Source organism: Sutterella wadsworthensis (assembly GCF_003315195.1).
Lineage (GTDB): Bacteria > Pseudomonadota > Gammaproteobacteria > Burkholderiales > Burkholderiaceae_F > Sutterella > Sutterella wadsworthensis.
In genome coordinates this window covers 278,884-296,140 of sequence record NZ_QNRV01000001.1, presented here as the reverse complement: position 1 = coordinate 296,140, position 17,257 = coordinate 278,884, and the positions used below count along the sequence as shown (strand labels likewise).

16 protein-coding genes are annotated in these 17,257 nt (G+C 49.9%); 5 read left to right on the top strand and 11 right to left on the bottom strand.

Annotated features, from left to right (window positions below):
* The first annotated feature begins 97 nt into the window (after positions 1-97).
* Complete coding sequence (locus DES29_RS01170; protein WP_113854323.1) at positions 98-1,483, top strand: Y-family DNA polymerase; 1,386 nt, start codon at positions 98-100, stop codon at positions 1,481-1,483.
* A gap of 18 nt (positions 1,484-1,501) precedes the next feature.
* On the opposite strand, the gene DES29_RS01165 is transcribed toward DES29_RS01170, so the two are convergent.
* The 11 genes from DES29_RS01165 to DES29_RS01110 form a co-directional block, all read right to left on the bottom strand.
* A complete protein-coding gene (locus tag DES29_RS01165; RefSeq protein ID WP_016474317.1) occupies positions 1,502-2,236 on the bottom strand; it encodes an amino acid ABC transporter ATP-binding protein in 735 nt (244 codons plus the stop codon).
* A complete protein-coding gene (locus DES29_RS01160; protein WP_201638798.1) occupies positions 2,226-3,077 on the bottom strand; it encodes an amino acid ABC transporter permease in 852 nt (283 codons plus the stop codon). Before DES29_RS01160 ends, DES29_RS01165 begins: the two co-directional genes overlap by 11 nt.
* Before the next feature lie 85 nt (positions 3,078-3,162).
* Positions 3,163-4,044 carry a transporter substrate-binding domain-containing protein gene (locus DES29_RS01155; RefSeq protein WP_016474315.1) on the bottom strand — a complete coding sequence of 294 codons (882 nt, stop codon included), beginning with the start codon at positions 4,042-4,044 and terminating at the stop codon, positions 3,163-3,165.
* Between the two features lie 930 nt (positions 4,045-4,974).
* The gene (locus tag DES29_RS01150) at positions 4,975-8,061 is read right to left on the bottom strand and encodes a type I restriction endonuclease subunit R (RefSeq protein WP_113854322.1); all 3,087 of its coding nucleotides are present in this window, start codon (positions 8,059-8,061) and stop codon (positions 4,975-4,977) included.
* Between the two features lie 12 nt (positions 8,062-8,073).
* Positions 8,074-8,766: a GIY-YIG nuclease family protein gene (locus DES29_RS01145; protein WP_016474313.1), complete on the bottom strand. Its 693-nt coding sequence runs from the start codon at positions 8,764-8,766 to the stop codon at positions 8,074-8,076.
* A gap of 10 nt (positions 8,767-8,776) precedes the next feature.
* The gene (locus DES29_RS01140; protein ID WP_021995173.1) at positions 8,777-9,991 is read right to left on the bottom strand and encodes a restriction endonuclease subunit S; all 1,215 of its coding nucleotides are present in this window, start codon (positions 9,989-9,991) and stop codon (positions 8,777-8,779) included.
* The gene (locus tag DES29_RS01135; protein WP_236578960.1) at positions 9,991-11,262 is read right to left on the bottom strand and encodes a type I restriction-modification system subunit M; all 1,272 of its coding nucleotides are present in this window, start codon (positions 11,260-11,262) and stop codon (positions 9,991-9,993) included. Before DES29_RS01135 ends, DES29_RS01140 begins: the two co-directional genes overlap by 1 nt.
* Positions 11,186-11,581 (bottom strand): type I restriction-modification system subunit M N-terminal domain-containing protein, encoded by a 396-nt coding sequence (locus tag DES29_RS01130; protein WP_113854320.1) that lies wholly within the window; start codon positions 11,579-11,581, stop codon positions 11,186-11,188. The genes DES29_RS01135 and DES29_RS01130 overlap by 77 nt, the downstream gene beginning before the upstream one ends.
* A gap of 340 nt (positions 11,582-11,921) precedes the next feature.
* Positions 11,922-12,218, bottom strand: coding sequence for a helix-turn-helix domain-containing protein (locus DES29_RS01120; protein ID WP_038025120.1), 297 nt, complete (start codon positions 12,216-12,218; stop codon positions 11,922-11,924).
* A gap of 145 nt (positions 12,219-12,363) precedes the next feature.
* Positions 12,364-13,359 carry a tyrosine-type recombinase/integrase gene (locus DES29_RS01115; RefSeq protein WP_016474308.1) on the bottom strand — a complete coding sequence of 332 codons (996 nt, stop codon included), beginning with the start codon at positions 13,357-13,359 and terminating at the stop codon, positions 12,364-12,366.
* Positions 13,360-13,664: 305 nt separating this feature from the next.
* On the bottom strand, positions 13,665-14,408 hold the full coding sequence (locus DES29_RS01110; RefSeq protein ID WP_113854319.1) for a hypothetical protein: 744 nt from the start codon (positions 14,406-14,408) through the stop codon (positions 13,665-13,667).
* 275 nt (positions 14,409-14,683) lie between these two features.
* Here DES29_RS01110 and DES29_RS01105 point away from each other — a divergent pair, with 275 nt between their 5' ends.
* The 4 genes from DES29_RS01105 (at position 14,684) to DES29_RS01080 (ending at position 17,203) form a co-directional block, all read left to right on the top strand.
* On the top strand, positions 14,684-15,034 hold the full coding sequence (locus DES29_RS01105; protein ID WP_016474306.1) for an H-NS histone family protein: 351 nt from the start codon (positions 14,684-14,686) through the stop codon (positions 15,032-15,034).
* 54 nt (positions 15,035-15,088) lie between these two features.
* Positions 15,089-15,748: a bifunctional nicotinamidase/pyrazinamidase gene (gene pncA / locus DES29_RS01100; protein ID WP_016474305.1), complete on the top strand. Its 660-nt coding sequence runs from the start codon at positions 15,089-15,091 to the stop codon at positions 15,746-15,748.
* 201 nt (positions 15,749-15,949) lie between these two features.
* Positions 15,950-16,255 carry an antibiotic biosynthesis monooxygenase family protein gene (locus tag DES29_RS01095; RefSeq protein ID WP_016474304.1) on the top strand — a complete coding sequence of 102 codons (306 nt, stop codon included), beginning with the start codon at positions 15,950-15,952 and terminating at the stop codon, positions 16,253-16,255.
* A 726-nt stretch (positions 16,256-16,981) separates the two neighbouring features.
* The gene (locus tag DES29_RS01080; RefSeq protein WP_147145834.1) at positions 16,982-17,203 is read left to right on the top strand and encodes a hypothetical protein; all 222 of its coding nucleotides are present in this window, start codon (positions 16,982-16,984) and stop codon (positions 17,201-17,203) included.
* Positions 17,204-17,257: the final 54 nt, after the last annotated feature.

Genomic DNA, 17,257 nt, shown 5'->3' with positions numbered 1-17,257 from the left:
ACTGATTTCACACAACGACGGATATGGGTACGCGTGGCTCGGCCACGCACCTCATTCCTCCCCTGCCTGAAGGCAGGGGTCTCCTGAGGTATTTTTGATGACTGCCCCTGTGTTCGCGCTGATTGACTGCAATAAGTTCTACGCTTCCTGTGAGAGGGTCTTTCAGCCGGAACTGCGCGGGAAACCTTTGGTCGTTCTTTCGAACAATGACGGCTGCGTTGTCACGCTCACTGCGGAAGCCAAGGCACTCGGCATCCGCCGTGGCATGCCCGCATTTCAGATCGCTCATCTGTTTAAGTCCGGTCAATGTGCCTGGAGAAGTTCCAATTACGAGCTTTATGCGTCTATCTCGCGGCACGTGATGAAGATCATCGCCGGCATGGCGCCGGCTATCGAGGTCTATTCCATCGATGAATGCTTTGCCGATCTCTCTGGGCTCAATGAACCGCTTACCGACCTCGGCCGCCGCATCAAAGACCGCATCTGGCAGTGGCAGCGCATTCCGACCTGTGTCGGCATCGGAGAAACAAAGACTTTGGCGAAATTAGCCAATCATCTTGCCAAGGCATGGCCAGCATTCGGCGGCGTGCTCAATTGGACAGAACTCGCACCCAGCCGCCGCGAAAAGGCCATGTCAATCACCCCGGCATCGGAGGTCTGGGGAATCGGCGGACGCACTGCTCAAAAACTCACCGGCATGGGCATTCATTCTGTGTTCGACTTTTACTGCATGGATGCATCCTTTGTGCGACGAACTTTCGGCGTGGTGCTTGAACGCACCTGGCGGGAACTCCATGGCGTGCCGTGCATCCCGTTGGATCCGTCGAGCCGTCCCAAGCTGGAAATCAGCCGTTCACGCTCTTTCGGGCACCCGACAAGCGACCTCAATCAGCTGATTTCAGCCGTCTCGACACATCTGGGCGAAGCCGCGCGGCAGCTTCGCCGGCAAAAGAGCCTCGCCGGCGAACTCACAGTTTTCTTTCAAACCAACTTCTTCAGGCCCGATCTGCCGCAGCACAATGCCGCGCCGACGGCACAGCTGCCGCACCCGACAGCTGACACGCTTGAATTGACGCAGGCTGCGGCAAACCTCGTTAAAGCGCATTTCCGCGGGGACTGCGCCTACCAGCGAGCCGGCGTCGTGCTGCAGGATCTGCGCCCCGCATCCGGCACCGTCAGCGCGCCGACGACTGCGGATTCGCTCTTTGATGAAGCGGATACGGCCGACACTGCTTGCGGACGACTGACGCCCTCTGAACTGCGCCGCACCGAACTCATGCAGACAATCGATGCACTCTGCCGCCGCTACAGCTGCGACATTGTGAAGACAGCAAGCTCCAGCCTCGCCGCAGGATGGGAAATGCGCCGCGGGAACTTGTCGCCCTGCTTTACAACCCGAATCGATGAAGTCTGGAAAGTGAACTACGTCGATCAGCGCGAAGAGCAAATGGATGCGGCCGGCGAAAGGCCGGCAGCCTCCTGACTCGCCTGAACGCCGCGTTCACGCATGCCATTCGAGCATGCGTCCGAAAAACCGTTGAAGTTCCGGCGTCTGCGGATGAGCAAAAAGGGCTGCACTGGGTCCGGCTTCGACGATTCGTCCCTGATGAAGAAAAGCTGTCGCATCGCAGGCTCGGCGTGCGAAGCCCATCTCATGGGTGACAATCACGAATTCGATGCCTTCACCGCGCAGCTGTGCGGTGAGATCGAGCACTTCCGCCGTGTACTCGGGATCCAATGCAGAGGTGGGTTCATCGAGCAGCAGCAGCTTCGGGCGCGGGGCCACTGCACGGGCGATGGCAGCACGCTGCTGCTGTCCGCCGGACAGTTCGGAGGGGTGCTTATCGGCATGTTCGGCAAGACCGAAATGCGCCAGAAGCTCAAAAGCCCGAGCATCAGCCGCCTCCTTTGTCCATCCATGTACCTCCCGCAGCACCAAGGCAATATTTTCCTGAGCCGACAAGTGCTGAAAAAGATTGCCCTGCTGAAAAACGTAGCCGAGCGTCCTTCTGAAGGCGATGCATTCGCGCTCCGTCTTCGGCACGAGGCGGCCGTCCATTCGGATGGATCCGGACGTTGCCGGCAGCAATCCGCCCAACATGCGCAGAAGGGTTGATTTCCCGCCCCCAGACGAACCGATCAGTGCGAGCGCGCTCGTTTCCACCGAAAAAGACACGTCGTCAATAACGTTTTCGCCGCCGAAACGCTTGACCAAATGCTCAAGCTCAACCTTCATAGCGGAACCTCTTTTCAAGCAGCCGGCTCACAAGCGCAACAGGAAGCGTGAGAATGAGATAAAGCACACCGAGGAAAAGGTAGCACTCCACGAGCTTGAGATTGACCGCACTCACTTCGCGCATGGCTTGCGTAAGTTCCACAACGGAAATCATTGAGAGCAGCGACGAATCCTTGATGACCGACGCAAACTGGCCGGCCAGTGCAGGAAGTGTTCTGGCTGCCATCTGCGGGACAATCACAAAGCGCAGCTGCTGCAGCCGCGTGAAACCCACCGCTTTTGCCGACTCAATCTGAGCGGGATCGATGGAGAGATAACTTCCGCGGATAATCTCTGAAATGTAGGCGCCTTCAAAAACCGAAAGAATGATGACGCCCGCCCAAAAGCGATCGTCAACGCCCCATGCTGTCCCTACCAGATAGAAAAAAAGGTAGATCTGCATGATGAGCGGCGTCCCGCGGATAAAGACCACATAAAGGCTCGAGAGGTCGCGAAACAGGAGTACGCGGGAAAGCTTGGCCGCCGCCGAGAGAATGCCGAGCAGGAGCGAAAGCACCATGGCCGCTGCACTCACACCGATCGTCAGCAGAAAACCGTCCCAGATGCGAATGCGGGAATCAGGCAGAAACGAAAAGTCCGGCCGATAGTCAATCTGCGCAAGTGAATACCAGAAAAAGGCAACGACCAGCGCGGCAGCTGCAACAAAGCTCGCCGCCTCCTTCCACGGATGACGGCGAACATCAGATGCATCCGACTGCCCGCTCTGCTCATCCTCATCGGCAAGCAGCCACGACCAAAGGCAGCGTGCATTGAAGCCGCTCCTTGTGCGTTCAGCGCCCATTTTTTAGCTGCCCGAATCCTTCTTCACTCAATCTTCGTGCCGATTTGCAGCTGTCAGCGCAAATCGGCTGTGTCAAAACTGAAGTCTACTGGTTTTGAGCAGGCGTCATGTCGAAGAACCACTTAAAGCCCAGTTGGTCGAAGGCCGCTTTTTCAGCCTTCAAGTGCTTTTCGGTGAGACGATCAAAACCGCCCTGCTTGCGATAGTCTGCAATGAAGGCATTGAGCGCATTGAGGAGCTTGGCGTCGCCCTTGCGGACGGCAACACCCCACGGCTCAACCTTCTGGAAAGGAATGAAAACGGCTTCCGTCGTCTCCGGGTTCTTCTGCCAGTTGCGGTAAATGGTGAGCTGATCATAGATGAAGCCGTCGGCCTTGCCGGTAGCTACTTCCATCACACACGCACTTTCATCAGGCAGCGCCGTCACGGCAGCATTTTTCAGATTGTTTTGCGCGTAAAGATAACCGGTCGACCCGATCTTCGCCGCAATGCGGCGCCCCTTCTGGTTGAGATCTTCAACGGACTTAATGCCGCTGCCTTTGTGTGTCAGGATGCCGAGCATCGCGTTGGCATACGGATCAGAAAAGTCTACGGTTTTACGGCGCTCATCGGTGACGGTCATCGAACTCATCACCATGTCGACTTTCCCCGTCAAAAGCGCCGGAATCAAACCGTCAAAAGCAATATTTTCAATTTTGATTTCCTTGCCTGCGCTCTTCGCGAAATCCTTCATGAAATCGACGCTGACGCCCGCCGGATTGCCCTGCGCATCCTTGCCTTCAAAGGGCGGGTAAGCGAGCTCCATCCCGACCACAAGCGTCGGTTTTTCAAGCGTATCAGCCGATGAAGCAGAAGCCGATGAGGCGGAAGACTTCGCATCATCGCTCTTTGAGCAGCCCGTTAGGACAAGAAGAGCAGCCGCAGCGGCGGCAGAAAGGACAGTACGGCGAGCAGCAAATAACGGCATGTTTATCTCCAGTCTCATATAAGAAGACAGCCCGAACTCAAAATCAAACAGCGTTTATGCGGCAGCTCCAATCATTTGGATTAAATCCTGAAATGCTGACAAGTTCGAATGTCTATGTTGACTGCATTATGCCTGAGAGATCCGCAATCTGAAGATTAAATTCTGCGGACGAAATTCGTATGCAAATATGAAAACACATATATTTATTTTGTATACCGCTTTATACAAAGATAGATATACACGGTTGTGCGTTCAAAGTGGCGATGCATTAAAACTAAATACGCTATAGAGGAGATGCGACTGTCAAATATAAAAGTGCATCTGGCCGTTCGCTTGAAATTTCCTTTATTACAAATAGTTAGATACGCTCACTACTCGAGAAACAAACGATCAGCCGCCCTTTCAATCCTTGATCAACATTGAAATTTGCCTAACCAAATAAAAGTATTTCATCCGCAATGAAGACGAGCGTTTATTGGCAAATGAAACAATAAACATTAAAATTTAATCGTACAAATCAATAAGTTAGAACAAATATTCACTCAACAAATCACTCCCTAGTCTGCCATACAGGCATCCCTTAAAAGACGGACCATACCCTCCAAGTCAAAGTTTTATTTTTGGCATCAGGGATGCCTCATTACGCCAATAATGGATTCTTTCATCAATGAATTTCATCCATGTCTGTTGGAAATCACTCTCCTCAGCATCTTGAGGAATGACTGCAGCTGCGGCTTAAGGAAGCGCCTTGGCTAGGTGATCGAGCAGACGCTCAAGCCGCCTTTGTGCCCAACTGCGGGGCCGGCCGATCTCATCCGCGAGCTCGAGGAGCTGCAGTGCATGCAATTGATCCCATTTGTTGCGCGCAATGAACTTGCCCCCCAAGATATGCCCAATCGGGGGGCTTAATTTAGTAAGCCAGAGGGCTATTTAACGTTTAGTCAACGGCTTAATTTCATCCTTCACAAAGTACGCTACGGCATCACGCAGCTCACGCAGATACTTGAGCTTCGTGTCAGAACCCCCAGCAGCCTTGTAAGCGGCATAGTCACCCATTGATGCATCCACAGTCTTGGGGGAGATGTCTGCGGCCGCTACCGTATTCGCATACACCTTCAGAGCCGCAGGATTCACACCCCACTTTGCAGAGAAGTTCTGGATGTCCTTAGCAATCAGTTCATCAACGCGATCTTCCATGATGGAGAACGCATCCTTATCTCGGAAGTTTTCCGGATTGAGCTTCACTTCAAACCAGAGCTGACTCAGCACCTCACCAACCTTCGGATTGTTCTTTTTGTAGTCCTCAATGAACTTGCTGATTTGCTGATCTTCAGCACTGGTTGCAAGCTTCGGGGCATCAATTCCTTCCGGCATGTGTGCCTGCAGCAAAGCCACAAGATATCGGTAGTTCACTTCGATGCGCTTGATTGACTCCAATTCGTAGTCCACATCAATGTCAATGATGTCATCTCTCTCCTCGGTCAACTCTTTGATGCGTTCAATGATGTTGTGATACCGCCCAGTTAGATGCTCGAATTCCTCACGGCTCATCTTGAACTTCGTTGTGAGCATGTCTTCTTGGAACTCGTCGTACACCTGAACTTCACCAATCAACCGGTCCACAGTCTGGTAGGCCCTCGCAAAGTTTTGTAGTTCCTCAAGCGATCCATGCACCTGAAGGTCGTCCAATTTTTCCATTGAGGGTGCAATCGACCGCAGTTTTTCGACTGCTTTGATCAATTTTTCAGCTGTTTCCGACCAAGAAGGAGCCTGAACATCATCCATTCCGCCATTGGTGTAGAGCCTCAACGCTTCATCAATCTTGGCCGCATAAAGTTCTGGCGTTTGCAGCGTAATGATCTGGCCGTAGCGCTTTTGCTTATTGAGGATGCGATTGGTACGCGAGAAAGCTTGGATGAGGTGCTGCGGCTTCATTGGCGGACGATCTAAGAAGATTGTCGACAAGCACGGAGCGTCAAAACCAGTCAGCAGACGGTCCACCACAATCACTAAATCGAGCTGCTCGCTGCGGTCTCGATATTTCGACCTCTTGCGAGCAAGACGTTCGTTCAAATCTGCGTTGTAAGCCCCCAGGGTTGAAAGATCCCAAGATGTGCCAAACATCGCGTTGTAATCGGCAATCGATGCTGCCATCTCGCTTTGGTTGGCAGTTGCACCGTCTTCGTTCTCACCAACGGTGTAGGTAATCGCCACTTTGGGAAAGTCGGGAAGAATCTTCCGGATGTCTTCCTTGACCTTTCCTTCGGCAACAAACTGTTTGAACAGCTTGTAATAGCGTTGGGCTTCCTGAATGCTGCTCACCGTCAATAGCCCTTCAAACGCTTCACCAGACGGAGCATTCAAACAAAGCTTGGCAGACGAGCGATTGACGATGTAATCAATGACATCCTTGCGATGCCGGTCATCGTCATAAAGGTTCTTACCTGTTTTAATGGCGTAAGCCTTGACAACAGCGGACTCTAAATCCTTGTCAGATATGCCTTCCATCTCTGCATCATCCATGAGGTTCAGCTTCCAGGCCAAGTCCTCAAGCGTACTGCGCAGAAAACCCATCCTCTGAATATTGAAACCCAATACAGCTCCGTCCCCAATGGCTTCTTTGATCGTGTAGGCATGGAGACATTTCTTGGTGGGATCGTGGGGACGGCCGTACATGCCTGCCGTAGTTCTTGGCAGATCTCCCTTCTGGGCGCGCTTATTTTCCTCAAAGATCGGGGTGCCCGTGAACCCGTACCAAAGGCTGCGATGGAAGAATTTCTCAATCACACGCTTGCTTTCCGGCGTAACCGCACGGTGGCACTCGTCCACAATAAACGCAATGGTCTTCTTTGAAATTTGATCCTTGAGTTTCAGATACTTTGGAGTTGCATCAGTATCCGTACAGCGTCGAATGATGTTCTGAAGCTTTTGGATGGTCGTAACAATCGCACAGCGATCCTTGTTCTTGAGCTTGTCTTCAAGATCACTTGTGTTTTCAGTATTTCGAACATCCACATCATCACTATCCGCATAAGACAGGAAAGAATCGGCAGTCTGCTGATCCAAGTCCTTACGGTCAATCAAAAAGATAGCTTTATCCATGGACGGCACATCAAGAAGATTCTTCGTGACCGTGTACGAAGTCAAAGTCTTTCCCGAGCCCGTGGTATGCCAAACGAAACCGGATTCTCTGTTCCTCGAAGCCTTGCGGATAGCTTCAATAGCATGGATCTGATAGGGACGAAGAAGAATTACCTTCTTACGATCGTTGTCCAGAACACAGTATTTGCCCACCATCAAGTGCGCAGCGGGAATATTGAGCGCAGCTTTGGCAAAAGCCAGATAGTCCTCGACAGGCTCATTCTCCTCGTTAACCCAACGCATCAGGAACTTTTCATTCATGTTCCCGTGATTGTCGGCGGCGATGTAGCGCGTCTGCTCGCCGTTACTCACGACAAACATCTGCACCAAGCCCATCAGACCACGGAACTTGCCTTCTTCGCAGTATTTCGTGATCTGACGGAAGGCATCCATAAAGGGATGGTCGCGATTCTTTAATTCAATGTGAATGAGGGGAAGGCCGTTAATAAGCAGCGTTACGTCAAATCGACGATTTCTCTTCGACACCTCCCCCTTTACGGCCTGGAATTGGTTGATGACCTCATAGCTCGAATTGCCGCCAGCTATCTCTCGGCTGTTAACAGCCATGAGGCTGACTTCACCTAACGAAGCATCCTCGCGGTGGAGCGGAATCTGGGCGACCTGATGCTCACCAGACAGCCAACGCGCAGCCTTATAAGTTGTCGCGGCCTGATCCAGCAAGAACTGCTTAATCTGCCTCATCTCTCCCTCTGTCAAGGGAATGCCTTGGAGCTTGTCGATGTTGTTGCGATTGAGCTTCTCACGAAGGTTATTCCAGAGAGCCTCTTCCGTCCTCAGATCAGGACGGTACGTCCACTGAGAAACACCATGAGTAAGCTGCTTAATCAGCAGTTCTTCCATTTTCGATTCAATCATTTCTTTCCCCTATTATTCTTCGTCTTCAGAGAGACCTTCCATATCAATTCCGATATGGTGTTCGGCCTCGGTGCGCAAGTCAGTCAACGTTTGTCCCTGATACGTGAAGTACTTTGGCCCCTGATAAGCGCCGGAGGTGTTCCGCTGATCTTCGGGGAGAAAAGTTGGGACAAAAGCCGACATCTTGTAGATACGGCCTTCATATTCAATCGTTCGATCGCCGGCAACCTTCACAACAAGCCCCGTTGGCGTGAAGGTCAATTCATCCCCGACCTTGAGACCAATCATGCTGAAACGAAACGGAGCACGACGAGGCAAAGAAATTGCTGTTTCGTCTTTTTGCTGATGCTCTTGCCCAGCCTCGATCGGCGTGTTGTTGCGGTAACACGTGATAACCGCGTCATCGATCGTAGATGCGATGTCCTTGAAAATATCCAAAGCCACATCCGGCGCAACGTTGAAGAACTCGCGATTCTGGCGAATGCGAAGATCCGTGAGGCGGTCGATCGTCTTGTGGACGAGCTTTTCAACCTCGTTGTACTTCGCAGTTCGCTTGGTGGCGTAGATCTTGAATGGCAGAGGCACAGCTGTGTTGTTCAGCTCTTTCGAGCGGACATCCACGGGGCGCGAACTCTTTCCGATCTTGACCCAGTCTTCACGGAAGCTGTCGTTAGTGAGTATGTAAACGTAGCCGGCTTGTGTCATGGTGAAGGTCTCAGACGAACATTTGCTGCATGAAGAATTTCTTTAATTTTTGCAAAGACAAAAGTTTTTTCGTTCTTAAAGAGATCTTTATTTTCATTGCTTGCAATAGTTCTGAAATCCGCTGTTGTTCTTCAAGGCATGGAATGAACCATTCCTTACTCAGCAGATCTTTTGAGTAAATTCGCTTAATAGTCGATGACGACAATTCATTCCAAGTTAGATTTTCCAAAACAGCACCCAAATAAGCCTTATTATAAATATATTCTCTATCTTTTGCTTCTAGCCAAACGATGTTGGAATCTTGAAAATAAGAAGGCTCACCATCAAATTCAACACACCGTCCAACTGTTCCGCTACAAGAAATTAACGTATCTCCCTTTTGGGGATAGCTATACTTTTTCGAATAATACTCAAATGTTTCCCTGGAAATATAACTATCAGCCTCACCACAAAACGTACCAATCTTGTAAAAAGGAATATCCCCCTCTTCGGAAGTCTCCTCTTTAAAGATTCTTTTGCACATTTTTACATTAAAAGCATCGCCAAGTTTACCTTTTTGCCAGTCAGGATATCTCGATCCATCAGACTGGAAACATCTTTTTTCACCAGAAAGAAGCGCTTTCGCAATGGATAGGTTTAACTTGTTTATTTGTTCGAGCTGTAATTTTGCGACAGCAATTTTTTCATCCAACGCCGTGAAGAACGCAGCGATTTTTTGTTGTTCTTCCAAAGCCGGGATCTTTACTTTCAATGTAGACAACCGGGAACTTGATAGGTTGTACCTTGAAATTCCCTGAGCTTGTATAGAAATACTCTTTCTATACACTGGAGATCTCAACAAATATGTTAAATACACAGGGTCGACATTTTGTTTATTTTTAATCCGAAGCCCAAAACTAAAGCTATTTAGGTACACTTTCTGTTTATGTGTCCAAACTGAAGCCATACCAACTTCTTCAGGCGTTTCAGACGACTGAGTAAACAAAACATCTCCATCAACTACGAGATTTTGTTTTTCATTGTGCCCCACCATCACTAAATCGCACATGTCTTGTTTAGCGATTGTATTTGTAAACACATTCATGTACGTTATAAACTTTGAGTCACCAAATCCGAAATCACTCTTTGTCTTGCCAGACAATCCTCCGTAGAAATTTCCTACCTCGGATAATGAAACTTCCCTTAAAAGTTCATTCGACTTAAATCTGAGTTTTGGCATCGTCATTACTTCACCTCTCCTCCAAAGTCGATCCCCAATTCCCTAAAGAACTCCGCCAACTTCGCATCAACTTCCTTCTCTTCCTCTTCCAACTTCGCCAATTCATCAAAAGTCGCCTGAAGATCAATTCCCTCCTCTTCTTCAGAGCTATCCACGTAACGAGGAATATTCAGGTTGAAGTCGTTCTTCTCAATTTCATCGTAAGTAGCGAGATGAGCATACTTTTCAACATCCTTGCGATCGACATACGTCGTATAGAGTTTTTCAATATGCTCAGGGTCAAGGAAGTTCTTAGCGCGTTTTTTGCGGAATTCCTTGGATCCATCAATGAAGAAAACACTACGATCTGGATTATTCTTCTTCAGAACAACAATGCACGTCGGAATGCCAGTCGAGAAGAAAATCCCAGCCGGAAGCCCAATGACAGCATAGATATTGCCCTTCTTGAGCAATTCTTCGCGAATCGTACCTTCAACCCCACCACGGAACAGGACACCGTGCGGAAGAACAATGCCCATCGTTCCGGTGTCCTTTAAGTGATAGAACCCATGCAGAAGGAAAGCAAAATCAGCCTTGCTGGCTGGTGGGAGTTTCTTGTACGGAGCAAAGCGGGGATCTGTCAAAAGACCATCAACGGCGTCATACTTCTGAGAATAGGGCGGATTCATCACCACAGCATCGAAGTTTGTCGGTTCATCCGTCGGCCAGTCTGCATCCAACGTGTCACCGTTACGCAAATGTTGAAGACTGCCAGGCACACGGTGAAGCATCATGTTCATGCGTGCCAGATTGAACGTCTGATTCTTTATTTCCTGGCCAAAGTACTGTACGGCATGCGTCCTATCGATGCCGTTCTTTACATCATCCTTGATGAAGTTTCGTATCTGCAAAAGGAGAGAACCAGAACCACAGGTCGGGTCATAAACAGTGAATCCATACTTCGTATCCTGACCATGGGTCACGATTCGAGCGATCAGCGTAGAGACAGCGTGCGGGGTATAGAACTCTCCAGCTTTCTTTCCGGATTCAGAGGCAAATTGAGAAATCAGATATTCGTAGGCATCCCCCAAAGCATCTTCGGGATAAAGAGTGAAATCAATAGCCGCGAGTTTAGAAATCACCGCGGAAATCAAGCTATTACGCTTGTCTGGGGTCTTACCTAAATCCTTCGAGTGAATATCAAAATCATCGAAAAGGCCTTCATACCCCCCCCCCTCCAGCAACCTCAACATCACGAAATGCCTGACTAATGTTGCCCAACATAAACGTGCGATCATTTATCTGCTGATAAAACGCCGAGAAAGTCTTTGTGGGCTCAATTGCGCAGCCAAACCGATCTTCCAGTTCTGCCTGAAGATCTCTCCAAGTCTCTTTATCTGCGCCTGCCTCTTCATAAATTTTCTGCGCTACTTCCAGATTTTGAGGCTTCTTATCATTGAGTAGCTCGTACGCCTCAACGAGAATCTTGTCTGAAAGTGCTTTATAGAAAACCAATCCCAAAAGATAATCCTTGTAGACATCGGCTGACATGACCTGACGCATTTCGTCAGCAGCAGCCCACAAGGCAGCATTTAAATCTCTGGCAGTAAATGACATTTAGTTTTCCTTCGTTGGAATATTGTGATCGATAGATCGATTGGTGTGCGCAAGAAATTGAACCTCTACCCTCGCGAAAAAACTGAGCCCCATGGATAGGGCATTCTTCGCTTTAAGTGCTTTCCCTCTATACACAGATTGAATTGATGGTATGAGAGATTCTATGGTACTGGTAGCAACCCCCCTGTGGCGAATTCGGTGATTTTCCAAACAGCCTCTTGCATCTCGTCAATGAGACGTCTGCTGCTGATCTGCACATTCGATACATTTTTATCTTGCGCTTGATATTTTGCCTCCACGACGTCCAATTGAGAACGGGCTCCGAGGGATCTCCTGAAGTTCAGAACCACTGGGCATCATCCGCAACCTCCTCTCTTCGGACATCTTTGAGCTTGTCATGCTCTGCCGCTTCAAGCACTTTCTTGGAGGCAGTTGAGAAATCCAATGACAGCCCAAGCCAGCTCAATACTGTCGTCAGTGTGGAAAACCGTACATCCTCACCTTGCTCAAGCTTGATCAGCGTACGTTTAGAAATGCCGCTCGCCTCAGCCAGATCATCCAAAGTATTGCCGAGCGCTTTGCGTCGAAGCCGGATAGCCTCGCCAATTGCCTGAGGCGTCAAAGCATCAAACCTCATAAACACACGTTTCATGCAGCCCCCACAGATGAACTTTTCTGCACTTTAGAGCGATTTTGTCTTTTTAGTGAAGTTTACTTCACCAATGCAGGCTGGATGATCTCAGTTTTTCCCGTCCGCTGCGAGGCTTTGGGCAATGAAGGGGTCAGAGTTCCGCGAGCTGCGCAGCCTGCTGCAGCGCTTCTTCACTGCGTCGGTCGTATTTCGCTGTAGTCGAAACGTTGGCGTGTCCCATGAGATTTTTAACAGCAACAATATCTACGTTCTTAGCGAGCAGCCGTGTCGCAAAAGTACGTCGCAGGTCATGGGTCGTAATGGGAGCAATCTTCGCTAAATCCTGAGCATGCTTGACGACCCGTCCGATAGATGCCGGATCGAGCGGATTTGTCAAAATCAGCTGACCGCCTTTGGTCAGACGACCGAAGAGCCACCCCGGTTCAGTACCGCGAAGATCAAGCCAAGCATTCACCTTCTGTGCAACTTCCGGCGTAAAGAAGACTTTCCGTTCCTTATTCCCTTTGCCGATGACTCGGAGCGTACCTGAGGACCGTTCCAGGTTCTCCATTCTTAAGGTCGTCACTTCCGCGCGGCGCAGTCCGCAGCCGAGCAAGAGCGCAATCAGTGCGCGGTCGCGAACCGCTTTAGGTCCTGAATCCTCATCGACAGCAGCCAAAAGCTTCTGAGACTCATCGGCCTGAAGCGCACGGCCAGTTGGTTCCCGGTGAACCCGAAGCTGTTTGACGGCTTTAATTTCAGCGTACGTCGTCAAGTCGATCTGTCGAAGCCGCCAGGCCGTTTCCGCCACCCCTTTGAGTGCCGAGAGATATGCATTGACTGAAGCGGCGGCCAAGCCTTCTTTATCGGCCAATGCATGCATAAACCCGAGCACATGCACATATCGAAGCCGCCCCCACTCGCAGCTGAAGGCATCGGCGGCGCCAAGCCAGCGTGCCGCAATGTTGAGCCGCGAACGAACTGCCCGTCTGGAGTCGCCCGAATGCAGTTCTGCCAGATAGGCAGCCGCCGCATTCACAGTATCTCCGGAAAAATCAAGGGGTTCCTGCAAAAGTGAATTTTGACGCGATTCGCTCCGCCCGCCTTCATTGGGCAAGGGTGAAACGACTTCAAAGTGCGTCTCCATACTTTTGCCTCCTCATTGATACAAATAACCCGAAATGCTGCTCAGACGCCGTCAGTCGTCACTCGCCCCCGACAGGCGCACCGAACTTTTTCGTTCACACGAATTCCAGCCACATTATGCACGATAACTGCAATTATATGGCGTAATAATTTGGGCGAAATGAATACCTAAATCCATTATTGAATGACGCTACTCAGACCTGATACATGCAATTTAGTTTTGTTCATATTCCGCATGATGTTATTCTGAACAGATTCAATATGCAATTTAGTTTGTGAGTCATATACGACTAAGTTCATTCGCCATCATTTATTAGAAAGCGTGCCGTATCGAGTACGATAGTAATAATAGAATTGATGATAGGTTGGTATGGATGCTTTGGAGTCAGCTGCAGTATCTTCGTCATTCATTTGCTCAGCACTGGAATGAGTACGATCATCATCACCCTTATTAATATTAATACACATCCATTCATAAACCTCTCGTAAAGTCAATTCTCCATCGCTATCTCGATACTTAATACTTGCCTTTTCCATATTACTCAATAACTCATCTGTCAGTGCTGCACCTTCACTATCCGATTTCCCTTTCCTTCCTCGTTTAGCGCCGCTCGATGTCCTGCCAGTGTTCTTGCCATAGTCAGGCACTAGTGAATATATGCTTTGTCCTCTTCGCCAGTAGTTTCCAATCAACATATTCATTCTTCTTTCTAAGTGCTTATCCCCCTTTGAATAAGCTTGCACTAATCTCTTTCGGCCATTTAATTTATAGAGATCAGGCGTACTGATAATAGGCTTAATTAGTTCATAGTTCTCTTTAGCAGTCTTCAGCATGACATCTGTTAGCTTTCTGTACTGAATGTCAATCCAAGCATCCTTTTTGAGAAGGACCGTTCCTTTTAAAATGCCATCATTCAGCTCATCTGCATCCATACTGATTAGATCCACTGACTGACCTTTCATTGGAAGGATGAGAGCTAAACATCCAAATAGCTGAATGACTCTATATTCAATTGAATTAAGTTCTAAAATGTCATTCACTTTAATCATCTCAATCTCCATTACATCAATTGATGTTAACACATCTATTTTACACTATATGAGGTTTAAACAAGATGTATTTACACATATCTATTTTGCATTTTCTGATTTTCGGCCTGAAAAAATCAAGGAGACCCGCTGTTTCAAGTCTCCTTATGCGTTTACAGCGTAATTCGTCTATTACCTAGCGTTTTCCCGTATAACTGAACAGGCTTTCAGGTATTCTCGGTGGAATTTCACGCGTAAAATTTCCTGATCATCAACCTCTTGCATCGAGCTAAAGCATGACCACGGACGAAATCCTCAACAAAGTTGCCAATCACCGCCAGAAGCAGCGTGAACTCGAAGAAGAATGGGGTCAGCTGCGCGAACAAGCGCTTCAGGAATGCCTGCGTTTGATCGAAACCTTTGAATTCAGTGCATCTGAACTCAACTTCGGCAAGGATGGCCGTCAAGCCAAACCCGTGATTAAGAATGTCGGGGCACCTAAGTTCCAAAATCCGGACGGACCGGAGACTTGGACCGGCCGCGGCAAGCGTCCTGCCTGGTACATCAAAGCCAAGGAAGCCGGGTTTACCGATGAGGACATGTTCATTGAGCCGGCCGCTGCAGACACGGAAGCACTGCCGACTTGATCGCAAAGCAAACAGAAGATTGCTGACAGCCATTCCTCAGACAGAGATTCATTCATGTGTCAGGACGCCCTTCTTGTCATCGACCTTCAAAACGATTTCCTGCCGGGCGGCGCCCTTGCCGTTCCGGGAGGCGACCGAGTCATTGACCCCATCCGCGGTTTGATGACGCTGCCGAATTGGCGTGCAGTTGTGCTGACGCAGGACTGGCACCCTGCCGATCATGTGTCTTTTGCATCCAGCCATCCCGGCCGCAAACCCTTTGAAAGCATTGCGCTTTCATATGGCCGGCAGACGCTGTGGCCTGATCACTGCGTCGCGGGTTCACAGGGCGCTGCCTTTCCGCCTGATTTTGACACCTCGCCCGCCAGACTCATCCTCCGCAAAGGCATGAATGCGGCGCTCGACAGTTATTCCGCATTTATAGAAGCTGACGGCAAAACCCCGACGGGCCTCGACGGGTTCTTAAAGAACTTAAACATTCACCGGGTTTTCGTCTGCGGGCTCGCTCTCGATTACTGCGTCAAGTTTGGTGTGCTTGACGCACTTCAAGCCGGTTATGAAACCATTGTCATTCCGGATGCCTGCGCAGCCATTGCTGTCGGGCAGGAAACCGACATCTTGAATGAAATGCGGGCTAAGGGTGCACGCACCATGACAGCATCGGAAGTGGCTGCCCGCGCTTCCTATACCCAGTTTCAACCATCGAATCACTGAATCAACGGCCTGGACGCTGTGCCGAAGTGCACCGTTGAATTGTATCAATAAAATAGAGGTTAACTATCGAATTGCTATTTCAGATTGTTGGAAATGATTCGCATTGTTGCAGTCTCTTCGTTCTGCGGCAAACGACCTGTAGGATATGGCCAACTTTAAAGGGCATCCAGCCCTTTCACCTCTACCACAGGACGTTCGATCATGTACGTAACAATGAACCGCTTCAAAATCAAGCCGGAATTCGCCGATGCCTATATTCAGGTTTGGAAGGATGCCGGTGTCCGCACCAAGGATGTGGACGGGTTCCTCGAATTCAAGTTCTTCCGCCTTGACAGCAAGGAAGAAGGCTATGTGCTCTTTTCCTCTTATGCCGTCTGGGAAAACAAGGAAAAATTCCTCGCCTGGACGAAGTCTGAACATTTCCGCAAGTCGCACGCGACGGGTGTGGCGAACCGCGAGATGTATGTTGAGCACCCGCACCTCGAATGCTTCGACGTTCTGTTTTGATCAAAATGGAAGCAAGGCGTCTAAGCGCTTGACTGCCGCTCAGCGCCTGCTGAAAGCATATGAGCCGCCGTTCTGATGAGACCGGAACTCCCGGATAATTGGTCCCTAATTTTTCAGGACCCGGGGCGGATTCTCTAAGCCAAGCAGCGCGAGCATATCGCGCTGCTTTTTCGTAATGGTGGGGTCCACTCATGCGTAGGCTGCAACCGCAATCATCGAACGTTTGATGTATCACTGCACTGCCATTGCAATCAATGTCGACAGCTACAGACTGAAAGAACACAAGCTAAATAATTGCTTAACCAATAACCTACAAGCTGCCAAGGAATTAAAACCTGAGTGGCATAACTGTAGGGGGCAAAATTTGTCCGCTAGGGGGGGGGGGGGCAGCTTAGCTGACTGTTGACATCTGCGCCGGCGCAGTGTGCGGAACTTTCAGCGCTCCCTGCGCCGGAAGCGCTTTGAAAGCGCTCTTTCGATACTGGCGCATGCAAAGCATTCGAGCATCTACCGAAGCATGCTTGCACAGCTGAAAGCTGCGGTCGGCGAGGTGGACTACGGTCGGCTTTCAGCGCGAGCAGCGAAGGAGGCAGGGCTTAGCGCTCGAAAGGTCCGGCGCGCCAGACGGGTGCGCCGGAACCCGCTTCTTCAGATGAAAGGGCCCGAAATCGCGCTTTCGGCCGTCCGCACTTTGGGCGCGGTCGAGCGAAGGAAAAAGAGGAGGAGATGATGATTGTGCTCTTACACGACTTTTTGCTGCGGGGTGCCAAGCGCGTCCTAATTGCCGTTGCAGGCATCTTCGGAGCGGCTATCTCTTTCGCTTTCGTAGACATGATGCCGTTCCTGATCTGGATGCTGATCTTCGTAGCAGCGGATTTCGCGACCGTACTCTATGCCGCGCGGTCGACTAGCACCTATCAGAGCGGCGCCAGTTGCCGCCGAGTATGAGAAGAAAAAGGGTTTCATTTCTGAAGCCCTATATTCTCACGACATGCCACAAAT